Origin of the sequence: Streptomyces sp. TRM64462 (assembly GCF_013362995.1) — a bacterium.
In the GTDB taxonomy this organism is placed as follows: domain Bacteria; phylum Actinomycetota; class Actinomycetes; order Streptomycetales; family Streptomycetaceae; genus Streptomyces.
Genome location: NZ_JABWDV010000058.1, coordinates 1 through 17,109, shown reverse-complemented (window position 1 = coordinate 17,109; position 17,109 = coordinate 1). Strand labels below are relative to the sequence as shown.

Here is a 17,109-nt window from a genome sequence, read left to right as displayed (position 1 = left end):
TACGCCCTGCTGCCGGCGGGCGCCGCGGTGCTCGCGTTCTGCCTGGTGCTGACCGCCCTCGACGGCGCCGTGCTCGCCACCGCCGAGCGCGTCCCGCCACGCGCCGCCTGGCGCGGACTGCTCGGGCGCTCGCTCGCCCCGCACGCCGTGCACGGCCTGGTCGGCCTGATGACGGCCGTGCTGTGGCGCAGCCCGTACGGCTGGCCGGCCGCGCTGTTCGTGCTGCTGCCCATGTACATCTCCAGCTGGGTGTTCGCCCAGTACCACCGCGAGCGCGCCGCCCACCAGGCCACCATCCGGGCCCTCGTCCAGGCGGTCGACCTGAAGGACACGTACACGCGCGGACACAGCGAACGCGTGGGCCGCGCCTCGGTGCTGATCGGCCGTGAGCTGGGCATGGACGGGTCCCGGCTGGAGATCCTCCGGTTCGCCGGCACCCTCCACGACGTCGGCAAGCTCGGGGTGCCCACGCGGGTGCTGCGCAAGGACGGGCCGCTGACGCCCGAGGAGCGGCGGGTCATCGAACTGCACCCGGAGTACGGGCACGAGATGGTGCGCGGCATCGGCTTCCTCGGCGAGGCGCGCGCCGCGATCCTCCACCACCACGAGCGGCTCGACGGCACCGGCTACCCGTACGGGCTGCGCGGGCCCGAGATCCCGGAGTTCGCCCGGGTCGTCGCCGTCGCGGACGCGTTCGACGCCATGACGTCGACCCGGTCGTACAGCCGTGCGCGGCCGGTCGCCACGGCCCTCGCCGAGCTGGAGCGGTGCGCGGGCAGCCAGTTCGACCCCGCGATGGTCCGGGCGTTGGCCCGTGCGCTGGGCCGCCATGGCTGGCAGACGGCGGTCACGTCCGACGAACCGGGCGCGGCGGCCGCGCCCTTCCCTCCCGCCCAGCGGTCGGCGCCCGCGACGGAAGGTCCGGCCAAGGGGCCGGTTCCGCCTGTGCCCACCCTCCCCCAAGCTCTCGACTCCGCTCGAGCAGGGGAGACCCCCATCGCCCCAGGAGGAACGCATGCCCACAGGCAGAACCGGCGGCACCGCCCAAGCGAAGCGCACGAGGAGGCCGCCGGGAAGCCTGGGGGTGCGGCGTGACAGAGGGAAGCACCCCAGCCGTGCTGCGCGTGCCGGGTACGCCGCTGGTCGTGGTCGCCGTGCACGGTGCCGCGCTCGTCGTGGCCGTCGGGGGGCTCGGGTGGACGCTCCGGGGCGGGGTCGCCGAGCCCGGGGTCGCCCTGGCGTTCGGGGTGCTCGTCGCCGTCGGGGAGCTGGTCCGGCGGGGCGGCCGGCTGCGGGAGCCCGCGCCGCTCGGGGCCGCGGGCGCCCTGGCGTACGCCCTGCTCGGTGAGGCCGGCGGCCGGCCCACCAGCCACGGCGCCGCCCAGGTCGTCGCCGTGGTGGCGGCCGGGGTGCTCGTCGGAGCCGTACCGCACCTGGCCCGGGGCCGCGGGCCCGAGCCCGACCAGGTGGCCCGCCGGATCCTCACCGTCGCCTTCGCCGCCGTGTGCTTCCAGCCCCTGTACAACACCGGCGTCCTCGCCGCCACCGCCGGGCACGGTCCCTTCCACGCCCTGTTCCTGCTGCTGCTCCTCCTGCTCACCGCGCTGTGCGACGCCGTGCTCGCGGCCCTGCTGCTGCACGCCCGCACCCGGTACCCGTACGCGCCCCTGCTCCGCGACGAGCTGCGCGCCCTCCTCGGCATCGGGTCCGCCGTGTGCGCGACCGGCGCCGTGATCGCGCTGGCCGTGGCCGTCGCCGGACTCTGGGCGCTGCCCGTGTTCTGCGTACCGCTGCTGCTGACACAGCTCGCGTTCGGCCGCTACGCCTCCGTACGCCGCACCTACCGCCAGACCATCGCGTCCCTCGCCAGGTCCACCGAGGTCGCCGGGTACACGCCGGCCGGGCACGCCCACCGCGTCGCCGTGCTCAGCAAGGCCGTCGGCCGCGAGCTAGGGCTGTCCGGCGAGGAGCTGACCGTCCTGGAGTACGCGGCGCTCATGCACGACATCGGGCAGCTGTCGCTCGTCGACCCGGTCCCGGAGGGCGCCACCGCCCTGCTGCCCGCCGACGAGCAGCGCCGTATCGCGCTCCTCGGCGGCGCCGTGGTCCGGCAGACCGGCGTCCCGGCCGCCGTCGCCGTCGTCGTGGAGCGGCAGGCCGACCCGTACCGCGAACAGCCACTCGCCGCACGGATCGTCCGCGCCGTGAACGCGTACGACGATCTGTCCGGGGAAACCGCCCAGGGGGCGCTCCGGGCCCTGGAGCACCTCCGTCTCGGAACGGCCCGGGACTACCATCCCGCGGTGGTGGAATCGCTCGTCAGAGTCCTCGCCCGCGGCGGCGTCGCGGGCCGGGTACCGGGGTAACCCATGGGTAATGAGCGGGCGTGCGACCGGGCATGGTTGGATGCCAGCAAGAGGGTGTCCGGGGGCAGTGACCTTCAGTGACCGGTAGGCGGGAATCGTGAGGATCTTCGGGAAGGTACGGCATCGGCCCTCCGCCTCGTGGCGGCAGGCCACCGACCGCGCGTTCACGCTGATCGGGGACGGGCGGTACGAGGACGCCGGCGCGCTGCTGACGCGGGCCGCGGATCTGGAGCCCTGGCTGTCGGAGTCCTGGTTCAACCTGGCCCTGCTGCACAAGTTCCGGCACGACTGGGAGCAGGCGCGGGCCGCGGGCCTGCGTGCCGTGGCGCTGCTCGACCGGGAGACCGGGGCGCCGGACTGGTGGAACGTCGGCATCGCCGCCACCGCGCTCCAGGACTGGCCGCTGGCCCGCCGCGCCTGGCAGGCGTACGGGCTGAAGGTGCCCGGCAGCTCGGCGCCCGGCGGTGAGCCGGCCGGGATGGAGCTGGGCAGCGCCGCCGTGCGGCTGTCGCCTGAGGGCGAGGCCGAGGTGGTGTGGGGCCGCCGGCTCGACCCGGCCCGTATCGAGGTGCTGTCCATCCCGCTGCCGTCGTCCGGGCGCCGCTGGGGCGAGGTCGTCCTGCACGACGGCGTCCCCAACGGCGAGCGCACCACCGCCACCGGGCACAGCTACCCCGTGTTCGACGAGATCGAGCTGTGGGCCCCGTCGCCCGTGCCCACCTGGGTGGTCCTCCTGGAGGCCGCCACCGAGGCCGACCGGGACGCCCTGGAGCAGCTCGCCGCGGACGCCGGGTTCGCCGCCGAGGACTGGTCGTCGTCGGTGCGGCTGCTGTGCCGGGCGTGCTCCGAGTCCCGGATGCCCAGCGCCGAGGGCGACGGTGAGCACCTCGACCCGCACGACCACAGCGAGCCCGGCCACCCGGGCCCGCTCGGCCACCGCACGGCGGGGGACCTGTGGGTGCCGGAGCGCGAGTGCGGCATCGCGGCGCCCGCCGGTCTGGTGCGGGGCCTGCTGGACGGCTGGGTCGCGGACAGCCCGGACAGCCGGGAGTGGCGGGATCTGGAGGAAGTCTGCTGAGCCTGTCACCGGGGCCCCGTACTCTGTACGGGCACGAAGCACGGGACTCAGGGAAGGCGCGGACGACCGACATGGCGCAGCAGGAGACGGATCAGCAGGGCACCACCACCCTGCCCGTGGACGACGAGGGCTACATCGTCGACACGGAGGACTGCGAGGAGCGCGAGCGGGCCCACCGCGAGCGCGGCACGTCCCGTCCCATCACGGTGGTCGGCAACCCGGTGCTGCACAAGGAGTGCCAGGACGTCACCGCGTTCGACGACGAGCTGGCCCAGCTCGTCGACGACATGTTCGCCAGCCAGCGCACCGCCGAGGGTGTCGGCCTGGCCGCCAACCAGATCGGCGTCGACCTGAAGGTCTTCGTCTACGACTGCCCCGACGACGAGGGCGTCCGGCACACCGGTGTCGTGATCAACCCGGTGCTCCAGGAACTCCCGGCCGACCGCCGGATCCTCGACGACTCCAACGAGGGCTGCCTGTCCGTCCCCACGGCGTACGCCTCGCTGGCCCGCCCGGACTACGCCGAGGTGCACGGCCAGGACGTCAAGGGCAACCCGATCAAGGTGCGCGGCACCGGCTACTTCGCCCGCTGCCTCCAGCACGAGACGGACCACCTGTACGGCTACCTGTACATCGACCGGCTGTCGAAGCGCGACCGCAAGGACGCGCTGCGGCAGATGGCCGAGGGCACGCCCCGCTACCCGGTCGTCCCCAACGACTGAGCCGTGCGGCACGTCGCGAGGGGCCCCGCTCAGCTACGAGCGGGGCCCCCTCGGTCATGTCAGAAGTCCAGGTCGGAAGTCCAGGTCAGAAGTCCTCGTCCAGATCCACCGAGCCCTCCACGGCCACCTGGTAGGCGGACGGGCGGCGCTCGAAGAAGTTCGTCAGCTCCTGGACTCCCTGGAGCTCCATGAACGCGAACGGGTTCTCGGAGCCGTACACCGGGGCGAAGCCGAGGCGCTGGAGGCGCTGGTCGGCGACGCACTGGAGGTACTCGCGCATCGACTCGGTGTTCATGCCGGGCAGGCCGTCGCCGCACAGGTCGCGGCCGAACTGCAGCTCCGCCTCGACGGCCTCCTTCAGCATGTCGGTGACCTGCCGCTGGAGCTCGTCGTCGAAGAGCTCCGGCTCCTCCTTGCGGACGGTGTCCACGACCTCGAAGGCGAAGTTCATGTGCATCGTCTCGTCGCGGAACACCCAGTTGGTGCCGGTGGCCAGGCCGTGCAGCAGGCCGCGGGAGCGGAACCAGTACACGTAGGCGAAGGCACCGTAGAAGAACAGGCCCTCGATGCACGCGGCGAAGCAGATCAGGTTGAGCAGGAAGCGGCGGCGGTCGGCCTGGGTCTCCAGGCGCTCGATCTTCTCGACCGAGTCCATCCAGCGGAAGCAGAACTGCGCCTTCTCGCGGATGGAGGGGATGTTCTCCACGGCGGCGAACGCGGCGGCGCGGTCCTCCGGGTCGGGGAGGTAGGTGTCGAGCAGCGTCAGATAGAACTGGACGTGCACGGCCTCCTCGAAGAGCTGGCGGGACAAGTAGAGCCGCGCCTCGGGGGAGTTGATGTGCTTGTAGAGCGTCAGCACGAGGTTGTTCGCCACGATCGAGTCGCCCGTCGCGAAGAACGCGACCAGGCGGCCGATCATGTGCTGCTCGCCGGGGGTGAGCTTGGCGAGGTCGGCGACGTCGGAGTGGAGGTCGACCTCCTCCACGGTCCAGGTGTTCTTGATCGCGTCCCGGTAGCGGTCGTAGAAGTCCGGGTAGCGCATCGGGCGCAGGGTCAGCTCGAAGCCCGGGTCGAGGAGGTTGGTGTTACGGGTGGTGCTCATTACTGGCAGGCCTCGCAGGACTCGGGGTTCTCAAGGGAGCAGGCGACGGCGTCCGCGTCGGGCGCCGCCTGCTGGACGGGGATCGGAGCGGCGGCCGCGGCCGTGCCCGACGCCGCGCGGGCGATCCGGGTCGCCGGGCGGGACCGCAGGTAGTACGTGGTCTTCAGGCCCTGCTTCCAGGCGTACGCGTACATCGACGACAGCTTGCCGATGGTCGGCGTCTCCATGAACAGGTTCAGCGACTGCGACTGGTCCAGGAACGGGGTGCGGGCGGCTGCCATGTCGATGAGGCCGCGCTGCGGGATCTCCCACGCCGTGCGGTACAGCTCCCGGACATCGGCCGGCACCCAGGTGAAGCCCTGCACCGAGCCGTTGGACTCGCGCAGCGCCTCGCGGGTCTGCGCGTCCCACACGCCGAGCTTCTTCAGGTCCTCCACCAGGTACGAGTTGACCTGGAGGAACTCGCCGGACAGCGTCTCGCGCTTGAACAGGTTCGACACCTGCGGCTCGATGCACTCGTAGACGCCCGCGATCGAGGCGATCGTCGCGGTCGGGGCGATCGCCAGGAGCAGCGAGTTGCGCATGCCGGCCGTCGCGATGCGGGCGCGCAGCGCAGCCCACCGCTCGGGCCAGGTCAGCTCGGCGTCGTAGTGGTCGGGATGCAGGACGCCGCGCGCGGTGCGGGTCTTCTCCCAGGCCGGGAGCGGGCCGTGGCGCTCGGCGAGGCCGGCGGACGCCTCGTACGCGGCGAGCATGATCCGCTCGGCGATACGGGTCGACAGGGCGCGCGCCGCGGGCGAGTCGAACGGCAGCCGCAGCTTGAAGAACACGTCCTGGAGGCCCATCGCGCCCAGGCCCACCGGCCGCCAGCGGGCGTTGGAGCGGCCCGCCTGCTCGGTCGGGTAGAAGTTGATGTCCACGACCCGGTCGAGGAAGGTGACGGCCGTACGGACGGTCTCGTCCAGGCGCTCCCAGTCGATGTCGCCGGCCGCCGTGTCGACGAAGGCGCCCAGGTTCACGGAGCCCAGGTTGCAGACGGCCGTCTCGCCGTCGTCCGTGACCTCCAGGATCTCGGTGCACAGGTTCGACGAGTGGACGGTGCGGCCGGGTTCGGCGGTCTGGTTGGCGGTGCGGTTGGCGGCGTCCTTGAACGTCATCCAGCCGTTGCCGGTCTGCGCGAGGGTCCGCATCATCCGGCCGTACAGGTCGCGGGCCGGGAGCGTACGGCGGGCCAGGCCCTTGGCCTCGGCGGCCCGGTACACCGCGTCGAACTCCTCGCCCCACAGGTCGACCAGCTCGGGCACGTCCGACGGCGAGAACAGGGACCACTCGGCGTCGGCGTTGACGCGGCGCATGAACTCGTCCGGGATCCAGTGCGCCAGGTTCAGGTTGTGCGTACGGCGGGCGTCCTCGCCCGTGTTGTCGCGGAGCTCAAGGAACTCCTCGATGTCCGCGTGCCAGGTCTCCAGGTACACCGCGGCCGCGCCCTTGCGGCGGCCGCCCTGGTTGACGGCGGCGACCGACGCGTCGAGGGTCTTCAGGAACGGCACGATGCCGTTGGAGTGGCCGTTGGTGCCGCGGATCAGCGAACCGCGGGCGCGGACGCGCGAGTACGACAGGCCGATGCCGCCCGCGTGCTTCGACAGCCGCGCGACCTGGTGGTAGCGGTCGTAGATGGAGTCCAGCTCGTCCAGCGGCGAGTCCAGCAGATAGCAGGACGACATCTGCGGGTGGCGCGTACCGGAGTTGAACAGGGTGGGCGATGACGGCAGGTAGTCGAGGCGGCTCATGAGCCCGTACAGCGCCTCGACCTCCTCCACGGCCCGTACGCTGTCGTCCTCCGCGAGCCCGCAGGCCACGCGCAGCATGAACTGCTGCGGGGTCTCGACGACCTTGCGCGTGATCGGGTGGCGCAGCAGATAGCGCGAGTAGAGGGTGCGCAGCCCGAAGTAGCCGAAGCGGTCGTCGGCGGCCGGGTCGACCAGCGCGTCCAGGCGGTCCGTGTGGAGCCGTACGAACGCGGCCGTGCGGTCCGCGACGAGCCCCTCGCGGTGGCCGACGGCGACGGACGCCGAGAACGCCACCGCGCCCTGGCCCGCGGCCTCCTCCGCGATGGTCCTGGCCAGCAGCCGCGCGGCGAGCCGGGAGTACGCCGGGTCGTCGGCGATCAGCCCGGCGGCGGCTTCGGTGGCGAGCTCCCGCAGCTCCGCCTCGTCCGACCCGGCGTGCCGGCCGCGCAGCGCGGCGGCGGCGACCCGGCCGGGGTCGGCGTCGGGCAGGTCGGCGGTGAGGTCGGTCAGGGTCCGCAGCAGCGCCGTCCCGGGCGCGTCGACTCCGGTGGTGGCTGAGGCCGGATCCGCAGGCGCGATGGTCACGGTGGAGGCTCTCCCTCGCTCGGCTCGGGGCCCTGCGGGCAGGCGGCGGGGGAGCGGGGCGCGCACACCCGGCGGCATCGGGGTGTGCGTGAACCGCGTCCACCGGCCCATTCCACGAGGCCCGGACGTCTGGGGCACCCGGGCCGGACGGTCCGGGCGCACTGACGGCAGGTCATCGGACTGCGGGTGCGCGAAAGCACACCGATCACACCGTTGCGGGACAGTTCCGGATTCTCACCGGATTCCCCTGCGCGACAGCGAGCATGAGCATACATGTGGGGGGCGCTTGATGCGGCACCCCCCAGATGTAGTGGCTGTGTCTGTCGGCGTGTCAGAGCGTCAGCTCGTACGTGAGCAGCAGGACGCCCTCCAGCGGGTCCCAGTCGCGGTGCGGGGTGCGGACGAAACCCATCCGCTCGTACAGCGCGCGGGCGGCCGTGGCGACGCTGACGACGGACAGGACGAGCCGTCCGCACCCGTCGAGGGCACGCGCCCGGTCCGCGCAGGCGTGGACGAGCGCCTCGCCCACACCCCGGCCGCGCGCGGCGGGGGAGACGGCCAGCACCCGGAACTCGGCCTCGCCGGGCTGTGCGATGTCCGCCCACGGGCCGCCGCCGGGCACGAACGTCACCCCGCCGAGCACGGTGCCGTCCGCGTCGACGGCGACCAGCACCTCGGCCTCGGCGGCCCGCCGCCCGACGTCGCGGAGCACGTCCAGGTAGCCGTCGTCCTCGCCGTACGTCAGCAGCCCGCCGTCGAGGTAGGCCCGGGCGCTGATCTCCCCGAGCGCTGCGTGCTCGTCGGGGCGTATCGCTCTGATCGTGAAGTCCATGGGGAGGCAGTCTGCCCTGTGGGCGCGCGAACCGCTTGCGTGTAATGCGTGGCGTATTACGATGGAGGGTATGACGCCGAAGACCATCAGCTTCCGTCCGGACGCGGACACCCACCGTGAGCTCGAAGCGCTGGCGGCCCTGCGGGACATGACGGCGTCCGACGCCATAAGAGCGGCGATCCACGAGGCGTACGTGCGCGAGCAGTACCGTCAGGCGGCCGCCGAGCTCGCGGCGTGGCGGAACGACCCGGCCTACCAGGCGGAGCTCGCCGAGGTGCGGGCGGACATGGACGACCTCCGTGCGTGGTGACGTCTACCGGCTGCGTCCGCGCAGGGATGCTGTCGGCCATGAGCAGAGGGGGACGCGCTACGCGGTCGTTCTCCAGACCGAGGTGCTCACCACGTCGACCCTGATCGTCGCGCCGACATCGACGAGCGCCGCCCCAGGCCTGCTGCACCCGAAGCTGGACATGAACGGTACGGCCACGGTGGTCCTCGTCGAGCAGATGACGGCCGTCGATCCGGGACGGCTCGGCGACTTCGCGGGGCGCGTCGACCCGGAGGAGTGGGACGACATCGAGCGCGCGGTCAAGCTGGTGCTGGGCCTGCTCTGACGCGACCGTCAGGACGGACAGGGCGAGGGCCGCCGTACGGTCCCGGGTGACCGGGACGTACGGCGGCCCTCGCCGTCTGTGCGGCTGCTGTCAGTGCCCGGCACCCACCTTCGGCAGCTCCGTCTTGACGCCCGGGTCGCCCGAGTCGGCCGTGTAGTCGGACGGCGACGTCTGGTCGGTGCCCTCCGGGGCCTTGAGCGCGCGCAGCACGAACGTCAGGGCGACGGTCACGACCAGGTTCAGCACGAACGCGGTGAGGCCGATGTAGCCGATCTCGCCGATGCCCGGGATCGCCGCGGACGAACCGCCGAAGTGCTTCTGCGTCGGCGTCGCCACGTTGTACGCGGTCCACGTGCCGTACACCATGCCGACCGCCCAGCCGCCGAGCAGCGCCCAGCGGTGGAACCAGCGCGTGAACAGACCGCCGACCAGGGCCGGGAACGTCTGGAGGATCCAGATACCGCCCAGCAGCTGGAAGTTGATGGCGACCGTCTTGTCCAGCGTCAGGACGAACGCCAGCGCGCCCACCTTCACCAGGAGCGACACCAGCTTGGACACCTTGGTCTCCTGCGCCGGCGTGGCGTCCGGCTTCAGGAAGTCCTTGTAGATGTTGCGCGTGAAGAGGTTGGCCGCGGCGATCGACATGATGGCCGCGGGCACCAGCGCGCCGATGCCGATGGCGGCGAACGCCACACCCGCGAACCAGTCGGGGAACATGGTCTCGAAGAGCTGCGGGATGGCGAGCTGGCCGTTCTCCACCTTGATACCGGCGGCGATCGCCATGAACCCGAGGAGCGCCAGCAGACCCAGCATGACCGAGTACAGCGGCAGGATCGTGGTGTTGCGGCGGATGACGTCACGGCTGCCGGACGACAGCGTCGCGGTGATCGAGTGCGGGTACATGAACAGCGCGAGCGCCGAGCCGAACGCCAGCGTCGCGTACGTCCACTGGCCCGCCTCGCCCGGCACGAGCGCGCCCTTGCCGGTGCTCGTGAACTTCTCGCTCGCCGCACCGAAGATCGCGTCGAAGCCGCCCAGCTTGATGGGGATGTAGATGATCGCCACCGCGATGACGATGTAGATGAGCGTGTCCTTGACGAACGCGATCAGGGCCGGTGCGCGCAGCCCCGACGAGTACGTGTACGCGGCGAGGACACCGAACGCGATGAGCAGCGGCAGGTCCCTGATGAACCAGTGCGTGGACTCGCCGCCGCCGACGCCCATCACGTCCAGCACGGCCTGGATGCCGACGAGTTGGAGCGCGATGTACGGCATCGTGGCCAGGATGCCGGTGACGGCGACCGCCAGCGACAGGCCCTTGGAGTCCCAGCGGCCGCGCACGAAGTCCGACGTCGTCACGTACCCGTGCTTGTGCGAGACCGACCACAGGCGCGGCAGGAACGTGAAGATCAGCGGGTAGACGAGGATCGTGTACGGCACGGCGAAGAAGCCGGCCGCGCCCGCGGCGTAGATGGCCGCGGGGACCGCGACGAACGTGTACGCCGTGTAGAGGTCGCCGCCCAGCAGGAACCAGGTGACCCAGGTCCCGAACGAGCGGCCGCCCAGGCCCCATTCGTCGAGGCTGTTCTCGTTCTCCGCCTTGCGCCAGCGCGCGGCCATGAAGCCCATGACCGTCACCAGCAGGAAGAACAAGACGAATACGGCGAGCGCGACGCCGTTCACACCGTCCTTCACCGCGACGCACCCCCCTTGCGCGCGCGCTGGTCACGGTGCCAGAGCTTGTACGCGACCATCGTCAGCGCCGTGGAGACGGCCACCCACAGCATCTGGTACCAGTAGAAGAACGGGATGCCGGCGAGCTGCGGGTCCGTCTTCGCGTACGAACTCACCCAGAGCATCGCCACGAACGGTGCGAACAGGCAGAGCGCGATCACCACCCGGACCGGAGTCACCACCGGTGGTTTCTCCTGCGTCACTTCCGACATACGGCAGCACCGTCCCCTCATGATCAGCCGTGCGGCGATGCGGGAAATCTAGGCGACCGTTCGGCTGCAGGGAACCCGTCACTTGATAACGGTGTGACTGCAGTGACAGATGTGACGTGTGTGACGAGTGTGACGGGAGCGCGGGCGAACCCTAGTCGGCCGCCGGGCGCTTGAGGCGGGCGACGAACTTGTACCGGTCGCCCCGGTACACGGACCGCACCCACTCGACGGGCTCGCCCTGGGCGTCCAGCGAGTGCCGCGACAGCATCAGCATCGGCAGGCCCACGTCCGTACCGAGCAGCCCGGCCTCGCGCGGGGTGGCCAGGGACGTCTCGATGGTCTCCTCCGCCTCGGCGAGCCGTACGTCGTACACCTCGGCCAGCGCCGTGTACAGCGAGCTGTACTTCACGAGGGACCGGCGCAGCGCCGGGAAGCGCTTGGCGGACAGGTGCGTGGTCTCGATGGCCATGGGCTCGCCGCTGGCGAGCCGCAGCCGCTCGATGCGCAGCACGCGCCCGCCGGGCTGGATGTCGAGCAGCCCCGCGAGGGTGTCGTCGGCGGTGATGTAGCCGATGTCCAGGAGCTGCGAGGTCGGTTCCAGGCCCTGGGCGCGCATGTCCTCGGTGTACGAGGTGAGCTGGAGCGCCTGCGAGACCTTGGGCTTGGCGACGAACGTCCCCTTGCCCTGGATGCGTTCCAGGCGGCCCTCGACGACCAGCTCCTGGAGGGCCTGCCGGACGGTGGTGCGCGAGGTGTCGAACTCGGCGGCGAGGGTACGCTCGGGCGGCACGGGCGTGCCGGGCGGCATCGTCTCCGTCATCTCCAGCAGGTGCCGCTTGAGCCGGTAGTACTTCGGCACGCGAGCCGTCCGGGTCACCGTGCCGTTCTCCGGCGCGGTCCCGGCCGCGGTCTCCGTACCGCCACTGTGCGTGGCCATGGCCTGCCTTCCCGACTCCTGTGCTGCTGCCGTCACCGGCTCCTCCGTCTGTCGCGGCTCACATGGTGGCACGGACCGGTCACGGGTCGTCGCCCCTCCTCAGGTGTCGGTCCGATAACGGACCCAACAGCCCTTCTTATACACCCTTGACACCCCTAAAGGTCTAGGCCAAGCTCCGGGTTACTGGTCTAAACCATTAAAGACCAGGCCCAGCCCCACGAGCAGTACTCGTCGTTCGTCGTACGTCGTAGGTCTTCGCGGTGGGCAGGGGTTGCAGGCATCCCTGAGGAGGGTGGCGTGAAGCGCAAGCTCATCGCGGCGATCGGCGTCGCGGGCATGATGGCCGGAGTCGCCGCGTGCGGCGGTTCCGACAAGGGTGGGGACAACGCCGGCGGCGACGCCAAGGAGCTCACCGTCTGGCTGACCGTCGACGCGCAGAACAACTGGCCCGAGCTGGTCAAGGCGGCCGACGACAAGATCGCCAAGAAGTACCCGGGCATCAAGATCAAGCACGAGTACTACGGCTGGCCCGACAAGAACACCAAGCTGGACGCCGTCCTCGCGACGGACAAGGCCCCGGACGTTGTCGAGATGGGCAACTCCGAGATGATCAGCTACATGGTGAAGGGCGCCTTCGCCGAGGTCGACCCGTCGAAGTTCGAGAACTCCGACAAGTGGCTGGACGCCCTCAAGGACTCCGTCACCTACAACGGCAAGACCTACGGCGTCCCCTACTACGCGGGCGGCCGCGTCGGCACCTGGCGCAAGGACGTCGCCGCCGAGGCGGGCGTCACGGCCACGCCGAAGACATGGGCCGAGCTGACCGCCGCGCTCGACAAGATCCAGGCGAAGAAGGGCGACAAGTTCAGCGCCTGGTACCAGCCGTCCCCCGACTGGTACGCGGCCATGTCGTTCGTCTACGACGCCGGCGGCTCCATCGCCGAGCAGGAGGGCGAGAACTGGAAGGCGAACCTGTCATCGCCCGAGTCCCTCAAGGGCCTCAAGGCGTACAAGGACATCGTCGGCAAGTACATGCACGGCGACAAGACGAAGGACGAGGCCGACCGTCCCGTCGTCTACGGCCAGGGCAACGCCGCCACGATCTTCGCCGCCGCCTGGGAGGGCGCCACCGCCGCCGACCCGAAGAACGACAAGGTGGGCGGCCTCAAGGACAAGCTCGAGAACTTCGTGATGCCCGGCCCGTCCGGCAAGAACCTCCCGGTCTTCCTGGGCGGCTCCGACCTGGCCATCCCGGTCAAGTCCAAGGCCCAGGGCGTCGCCGCCGAGTGGATCGCCGCCTACACCGGCAGCGAGGGCCAGAAGGGCCTCATCGGCAAGGGCAACCTGCCCAACAACAAGGCGGACCTCGCCCCGCTGAAGGCCGACCCGGCCACCACGGTCCCCGCCACCGCCGCCGAGTCGAGCTGGTTCGTGCCGACCGCCCCCGGCTGGGGCCAGGTCGAGAAGGCCCAGATCCTCAAGACGATGCTCATCGACATCGCCAACGGCAAGAAGTCGGTCGAGGACGCCGCCAAGGAGGCGGACGCCGCGATCGACAAGGTCATCAACACTAAGTGACCTGTGGCCGGGGCCCCGCCGCGCGCGTGACGCCGGCGGGGCCCCGGCTCCCGTACCACGAGAGGGACCGCTGAGGAGCACGGGATGAGTGCCGCAGACACAACCACCGCGAAGGTGCCGCCGGTGCGGCAGTCGCCACCGTCGTCCGGCCGGGGAGCCGGCGCCCCCGGCACACCGGGCGGCAAGCGGACCACAGGACCCGGCCGGGGCCGCGGAGCCGGGGCGGGCGTCCCCTGGCTGCTGCTCGCCCCCTGCCTCACGGTCCTGGTCCTCGTCCTGGGCTATCCGCTGGTACGCCTGGTCAGCCTCTCCTTCCAGAAGTTCGGCCAGCCGCAGCTCTGGGGCTTCCAGGAGGCCGAGAACGTCGGCTTCGCCAACTTCACCAAGATCCTCACCGACGGCGAGTTCTGGACCGTCGTCCTGCGCACCGTCGTCTTCGCCGGCGGCGCGGTGATCCTCACCATGGTCATCGGCATGCTGATCGCCCTGCTGCTCCAGCGGGTCTCGCCATGGGTCAAGGCGCTCGTCAGCATCGTCCTCGTGGCGAGCTGGGGCATGCCCATCATCGTCGCCACGGCCATCTTCAAATGGCTCTTCGACGCCGACTACGGCGTACTCAACTGGCTGATCGACAAGCTGCCCGGCGTCGACATGATCGGTCACAACTGGTTCGCCAGCGGCCCCCAGGGCCTCGCCGTGATCATGCTGCTCGTGGTCTGGGGCGCCGTGCCGTTCGTCGTCATCACGCTGAGCGCCGGCCTCACCCAGGTGCCCAAGGAGCTGGAGGAGGCCGCCCGCCTCGACGGCGCCGGCGCGTGGGGCGTGTTCCGCTACGTCACGCTGCCGATCCTCAAGCCCATCATCGTCATGCTGACGACGCTCTCCGTCATCTGGGACATGGGCGTCTTCCCGCAGGTGTACGTGATGCGCAACGGCCACCCCGAGCCCGAGTTCCAGGTGCTCACCACCTACTCGTTCGACAAGGCGTTCGTCGTCAACGACTACGGCACCGGCTCCGCGATCGCCCTCGTCACCGTCTTCCTGCTGCTCGGCGCGGTGGCCGTCTACATGCGTCAGATGCTCAAGATCGGAGAGGTGGAGTGACCACGACCACCGCCACGCCGCGGCCGCGCCGCCGGAAGTCCAAGGCGGGCTGGAACCTGCTGGGCCTGCTCGTCTTCGTCACCCTCGGCTTCCCCGTCTACTGGATGGTGAACACGGCCTTCAAGCCGGCCAAGGACGCCATCGACCCGGACCCGCACTTCTTCCCCTCCACGTTCACGCTGGAGAACTTCGAGCGGGCCCTGCAGATCGCGGACTTCTGGGGACCGGTCGGGCGCAGCATGACCGTCTCGCTCGTCGTGGTCGTCATCGGCATCGCCGTCGGCATGCTGGCCGCGCTGGCCATCTCCCGGTTCGCCTTCCGCGGCCGCAAGATCGTGATCGTCGGCATCCTCGCGGTCCAGATGGTCCCGCTGGTCGCCATGATCATCCCGGTCTTCCTGCTCCTCAACGACCTGGGCCAGTACGACCGGCTGACCGGCCTCGTCATCACGTATCTGACCTTCGTCCTCCCCTTCACGGTGTGGACCCTGCGCGGCTTCATCGTGAACATCCCCAAGGAGCTGGAGGAGGCGGCCATGGTCGACGGCTGCACCCGCACCGGCGCCTTCGTCCGGGTCGTGTTCCCGCTGCTCGCCCCCGGCATGGTCGCCACCTCGGTCTACGGCTTCATCCAGGCCTGGAACGAGTACCTGTACGCCCTGATGCTGATGAGCCAGCAGAACCAGACGGCCACCGTCTGGCTGGGCAACTTCATCACCAAGAACGGCACCGAGTACGCCCCGATGATGGCGGGCTCCACCATGATGGCCGTCCCCATCGTGATCCTCTTCCTCCTCGTCCAGCGCAAGATGGCCGCGGGCCTCACCGCCGGCGCAGTGAAGGGATGACGCCGCACCATGACCACACTCGTACGCGGCACCTCAGGCACCTCCGGCACCCCCGACGCCCTCACCCGTGACGCCCTGACCGTCCTCCAGCCCGGCTTCGCCGGCACCACCGCACCCCCGGACTGGGTGCTCCGCCGCATCGGCGAGGGCCTCGGGTCGGTCGCCCTGTTCGGCCGCAACGTCGTCACACCCGAACAGGTCGCCGGGCTCACCGCCGCGCTGCGCGCCGAGCGGGACGACGTCCTCGTCGCCATCGACGAGGAGGGCGGCGACGTCACGCGCCTCGAAGTGCGCACCGGCTCCTCGTTCCCCGGCAACCTCGCCCTCGGCACCGTCGACGACACCGGCCTCACCCGGGCCGTCGCCCACGCACTGGGCCGCCGGCTCGCGGACTGCGGCGTCGACCTCAACTGGGCGCCGTCCGCCGACGTCAACTCGAACCCGGACAATCCAGTCATCGGCGTGCGGTCGTTCGGCTCCGACCCCGACCTGGTCGCCCGGCACACCGCCGCCTACATCGAGGGCATGCAGTCCGCGGGCGTCGCCGCGTGCACCAAGCACTTCCCCGGACACGGCGACACCAACGTGGACTCGCACCACGCGATGCCCCTCATCGCTGTGGATCCGGACACACTGCACGCCCGTGAGCTGGTACCTTTCCGCGCGGCCGTCGCCGCGGGTTCCAAATCGGTGATGAGCGCGCATATCCTGCTGCCCGCGCTCGACCCGGACAACCCGGCCACGCTGAGCCCGCGGATCCTCACCGGTCTGCTGCGGCGTGAGCTGGGCTACGACGGCCTCATCGTCACCGACGCGGTGGAGATGCAGGCCATCGCATCGACGTACGGGATGGAGCGCGGCTCCGTCCTCGCGGTCGCCGCGGGTGCCGACGCCCTGTGCGTCGGCGGCGGCCTGGCCGACGAGGAGACCGTACTGCGCCTGCGCGACGCGCTGGTGGCCGCGGTACGGACCGGCGAACTGCCCGAGGAGCGACTGGCCGACGCGGCCGCGCGGGTGCGCGCGCTGGCGTCCTGGGTCCGGTCGCACCCGGCCAGGGGGGCTCGGACGGGGCCGGGCGCGGCGGTGCAGGAGGGGACCGCGCCCGGCACCGACACGGAAGCCGGCACCGACACGGAAGCCGGCACCGACACGGGAGCCGGCACCGACATCGGCCTGGTGGCCGCGCGGCGGGCGCTGCGCGTCACGGCGGGTGAGAAGCCGTACGAGGCGCCGGCCGAAGGCCCGTACGTGGCGTCGTTCACGCCCGTGCCGAACATCGCTGTCGGCGACGAGACCCCGTGGGGCATCGCCGCCGAGCTGGACCGGTTGCTGCCCGGCACCCGGACCGGGACCTACGGCGCGGACGCCGCCGTGGAGGACGTGCTGCGGGCGGCCGGGGAGCGCCGCATCGTGGCCGTCGTGCGCGACGCGCACCGTCACGCCTGGATGAGGGAGGCGCTGGACGGGCTGCTCGACGCCCGCCCCGGCACCGTCGTGGTGGAGATGGGCCTGAACCAGGCTCCGCCGCGCGGTGCGCTGCACATCGCCACGCACGGCGCGGCGAGGGTGTGCGGGGCGGCGGCGGCGGAGGTCATCGCCGGCGTGTG

The 17,109-nt window shown here is 71.1% G+C and carries 16 protein-coding genes and 1 riboswitch; of the genes, 10 read left to right on the top strand and 6 right to left on the bottom strand.

Going from position 1 to position 17,109, the window contains the following annotated elements:
- The 4 genes from HTZ82_RS02820 to def form a co-directional block, all read left to right on the top strand.
- Positions 1–1,095: HD-GYP domain-containing protein (locus tag HTZ82_RS02820; RefSeq protein ID WP_175407643.1), on the top strand; the 1,095-nt coding region annotated here is incomplete at its 5' end.
- A complete protein-coding gene (locus tag HTZ82_RS02815; protein ID WP_375540772.1) occupies positions 1,092–2,366 on the top strand; it encodes an HD-GYP domain-containing protein in 1,275 nt (424 codons plus the stop codon). The genes HTZ82_RS02820 and HTZ82_RS02815, both read left to right, overlap by 4 nt.
- A 97-nt stretch (positions 2,367–2,463) precedes the next feature.
- Positions 2,464–3,444 carry a hypothetical protein gene (locus HTZ82_RS02810; protein WP_175407642.1) on the top strand — a complete coding sequence of 327 codons (981 nt, stop codon included), beginning with the start codon at positions 2,464–2,466 and terminating at the stop codon, positions 3,442–3,444.
- 71 nt (positions 3,445–3,515) lie between these two features.
- Positions 3,516–4,166 (top strand): peptide deformylase, encoded by a 651-nt coding sequence (def, locus tag HTZ82_RS02805; protein WP_175407641.1) that lies wholly within the window; start codon positions 3,516–3,518, stop codon positions 4,164–4,166.
- A gap of 85 nt (positions 4,167–4,251) precedes the next feature.
- Here the strand turns inward: def and HTZ82_RS02800 are convergent, their stop codons facing one another.
- From HTZ82_RS02800 to HTZ82_RS02790, 3 genes are all read right to left on the bottom strand, one after another.
- Positions 4,252–5,268 (bottom strand): ribonucleotide-diphosphate reductase subunit beta, encoded by a 1,017-nt coding sequence (locus HTZ82_RS02800; RefSeq protein ID WP_175407640.1) that lies wholly within the window; start codon positions 5,266–5,268, stop codon positions 4,252–4,254.
- On the bottom strand, positions 5,268–7,643 hold the full coding sequence (locus HTZ82_RS02795; protein ID WP_175407639.1) for a ribonucleoside-diphosphate reductase subunit alpha: 2,376 nt from the start codon (positions 7,641–7,643) through the stop codon (positions 5,268–5,270). The genes HTZ82_RS02800 and HTZ82_RS02795 overlap by 1 nt, the downstream gene beginning before the upstream one ends.
- Before the next feature lie 148 nt (positions 7,644–7,791).
- Positions 7,792–7,921, bottom strand: a riboswitch (cobalamin riboswitch).
- Positions 7,922–7,974: 53 nt separating this feature from the next.
- Complete coding sequence (locus tag HTZ82_RS02790; RefSeq protein ID WP_175407638.1) at positions 7,975–8,475, bottom strand: GNAT family N-acetyltransferase; 501 nt, start codon at positions 8,473–8,475, stop codon at positions 7,975–7,977.
- 70 nt (positions 8,476–8,545) lie between these two features.
- Here HTZ82_RS02790 and HTZ82_RS02785 point away from each other — a divergent pair, with 70 nt between their 5' ends.
- Both HTZ82_RS02785 and HTZ82_RS02780 read left to right on the top strand, forming a co-directional pair.
- A complete protein-coding gene (locus tag HTZ82_RS02785; protein WP_175407637.1) occupies positions 8,546–8,785 on the top strand; it encodes a ribbon-helix-helix protein, CopG family in 240 nt (79 codons plus the stop codon).
- Positions 8,775–9,089: a type II toxin-antitoxin system PemK/MazF family toxin gene (locus HTZ82_RS02780; RefSeq protein WP_175407636.1), complete on the top strand. Its 315-nt coding sequence runs from the start codon at positions 8,775–8,777 to the stop codon at positions 9,087–9,089. The genes HTZ82_RS02785 and HTZ82_RS02780 overlap by 11 nt, the downstream gene beginning before the upstream one ends.
- 90 nt (positions 9,090–9,179) lie before the next feature.
- Here the strand turns inward: HTZ82_RS02780 and mctP are convergent, their stop codons facing one another.
- From mctP to HTZ82_RS02765, 3 genes are all read right to left on the bottom strand, one after another.
- Positions 9,180–10,784, bottom strand: a complete 1,605-nt coding sequence (mctP, locus tag HTZ82_RS02775; protein ID WP_175407635.1) for a monocarboxylate uptake permease MctP — start codon at positions 10,782–10,784, stop codon at positions 9,180–9,182.
- On the bottom strand, positions 10,781–11,035 hold the full coding sequence (locus HTZ82_RS02770) for a DUF3311 domain-containing protein (RefSeq protein WP_175407634.1): 255 nt from the start codon (positions 11,033–11,035) through the stop codon (positions 10,781–10,783). Before HTZ82_RS02770 ends, mctP begins: the two co-directional genes overlap by 4 nt.
- Positions 11,036–11,186: 151 nt before the next feature.
- Entirely contained in the window at positions 11,187–11,972 is a 786-nt protein-coding gene (locus HTZ82_RS02765) for a GntR family transcriptional regulator (protein ID WP_175407644.1), read from the bottom strand.
- A 297-nt stretch (positions 11,973–12,269) separates the two neighbouring features.
- On the opposite strand from HTZ82_RS02765, the gene HTZ82_RS02760 reads away from it, so the two are divergent.
- The 4 genes from HTZ82_RS02760 to HTZ82_RS02745 all read left to right on the top strand — a co-directional run.
- Entirely contained in the window at positions 12,270–13,550 is a 1,281-nt protein-coding gene (locus HTZ82_RS02760; protein WP_175407633.1) for an extracellular solute-binding protein, read from the top strand.
- A gap of 84 nt (positions 13,551–13,634) precedes the next feature.
- Positions 13,635–14,654 (top strand): carbohydrate ABC transporter permease, encoded by a 1,020-nt coding sequence (locus HTZ82_RS02755; RefSeq protein ID WP_175407632.1) that lies wholly within the window; start codon positions 13,635–13,637, stop codon positions 14,652–14,654.
- Entirely contained in the window at positions 14,651–15,502 is an 852-nt protein-coding gene (locus HTZ82_RS02750; RefSeq protein WP_175407631.1) for a carbohydrate ABC transporter permease, read from the top strand. The genes HTZ82_RS02755 and HTZ82_RS02750 overlap by 4 nt, the downstream gene beginning before the upstream one ends.
- Before the next feature lie 9 nt (positions 15,503–15,511).
- Positions 15,512–17,109, top strand: a 1,598-nt coding sequence (locus HTZ82_RS02745) for a glycoside hydrolase family 3 protein (RefSeq protein WP_175407630.1), incomplete at its 3' end; no start/stop codon positions are given.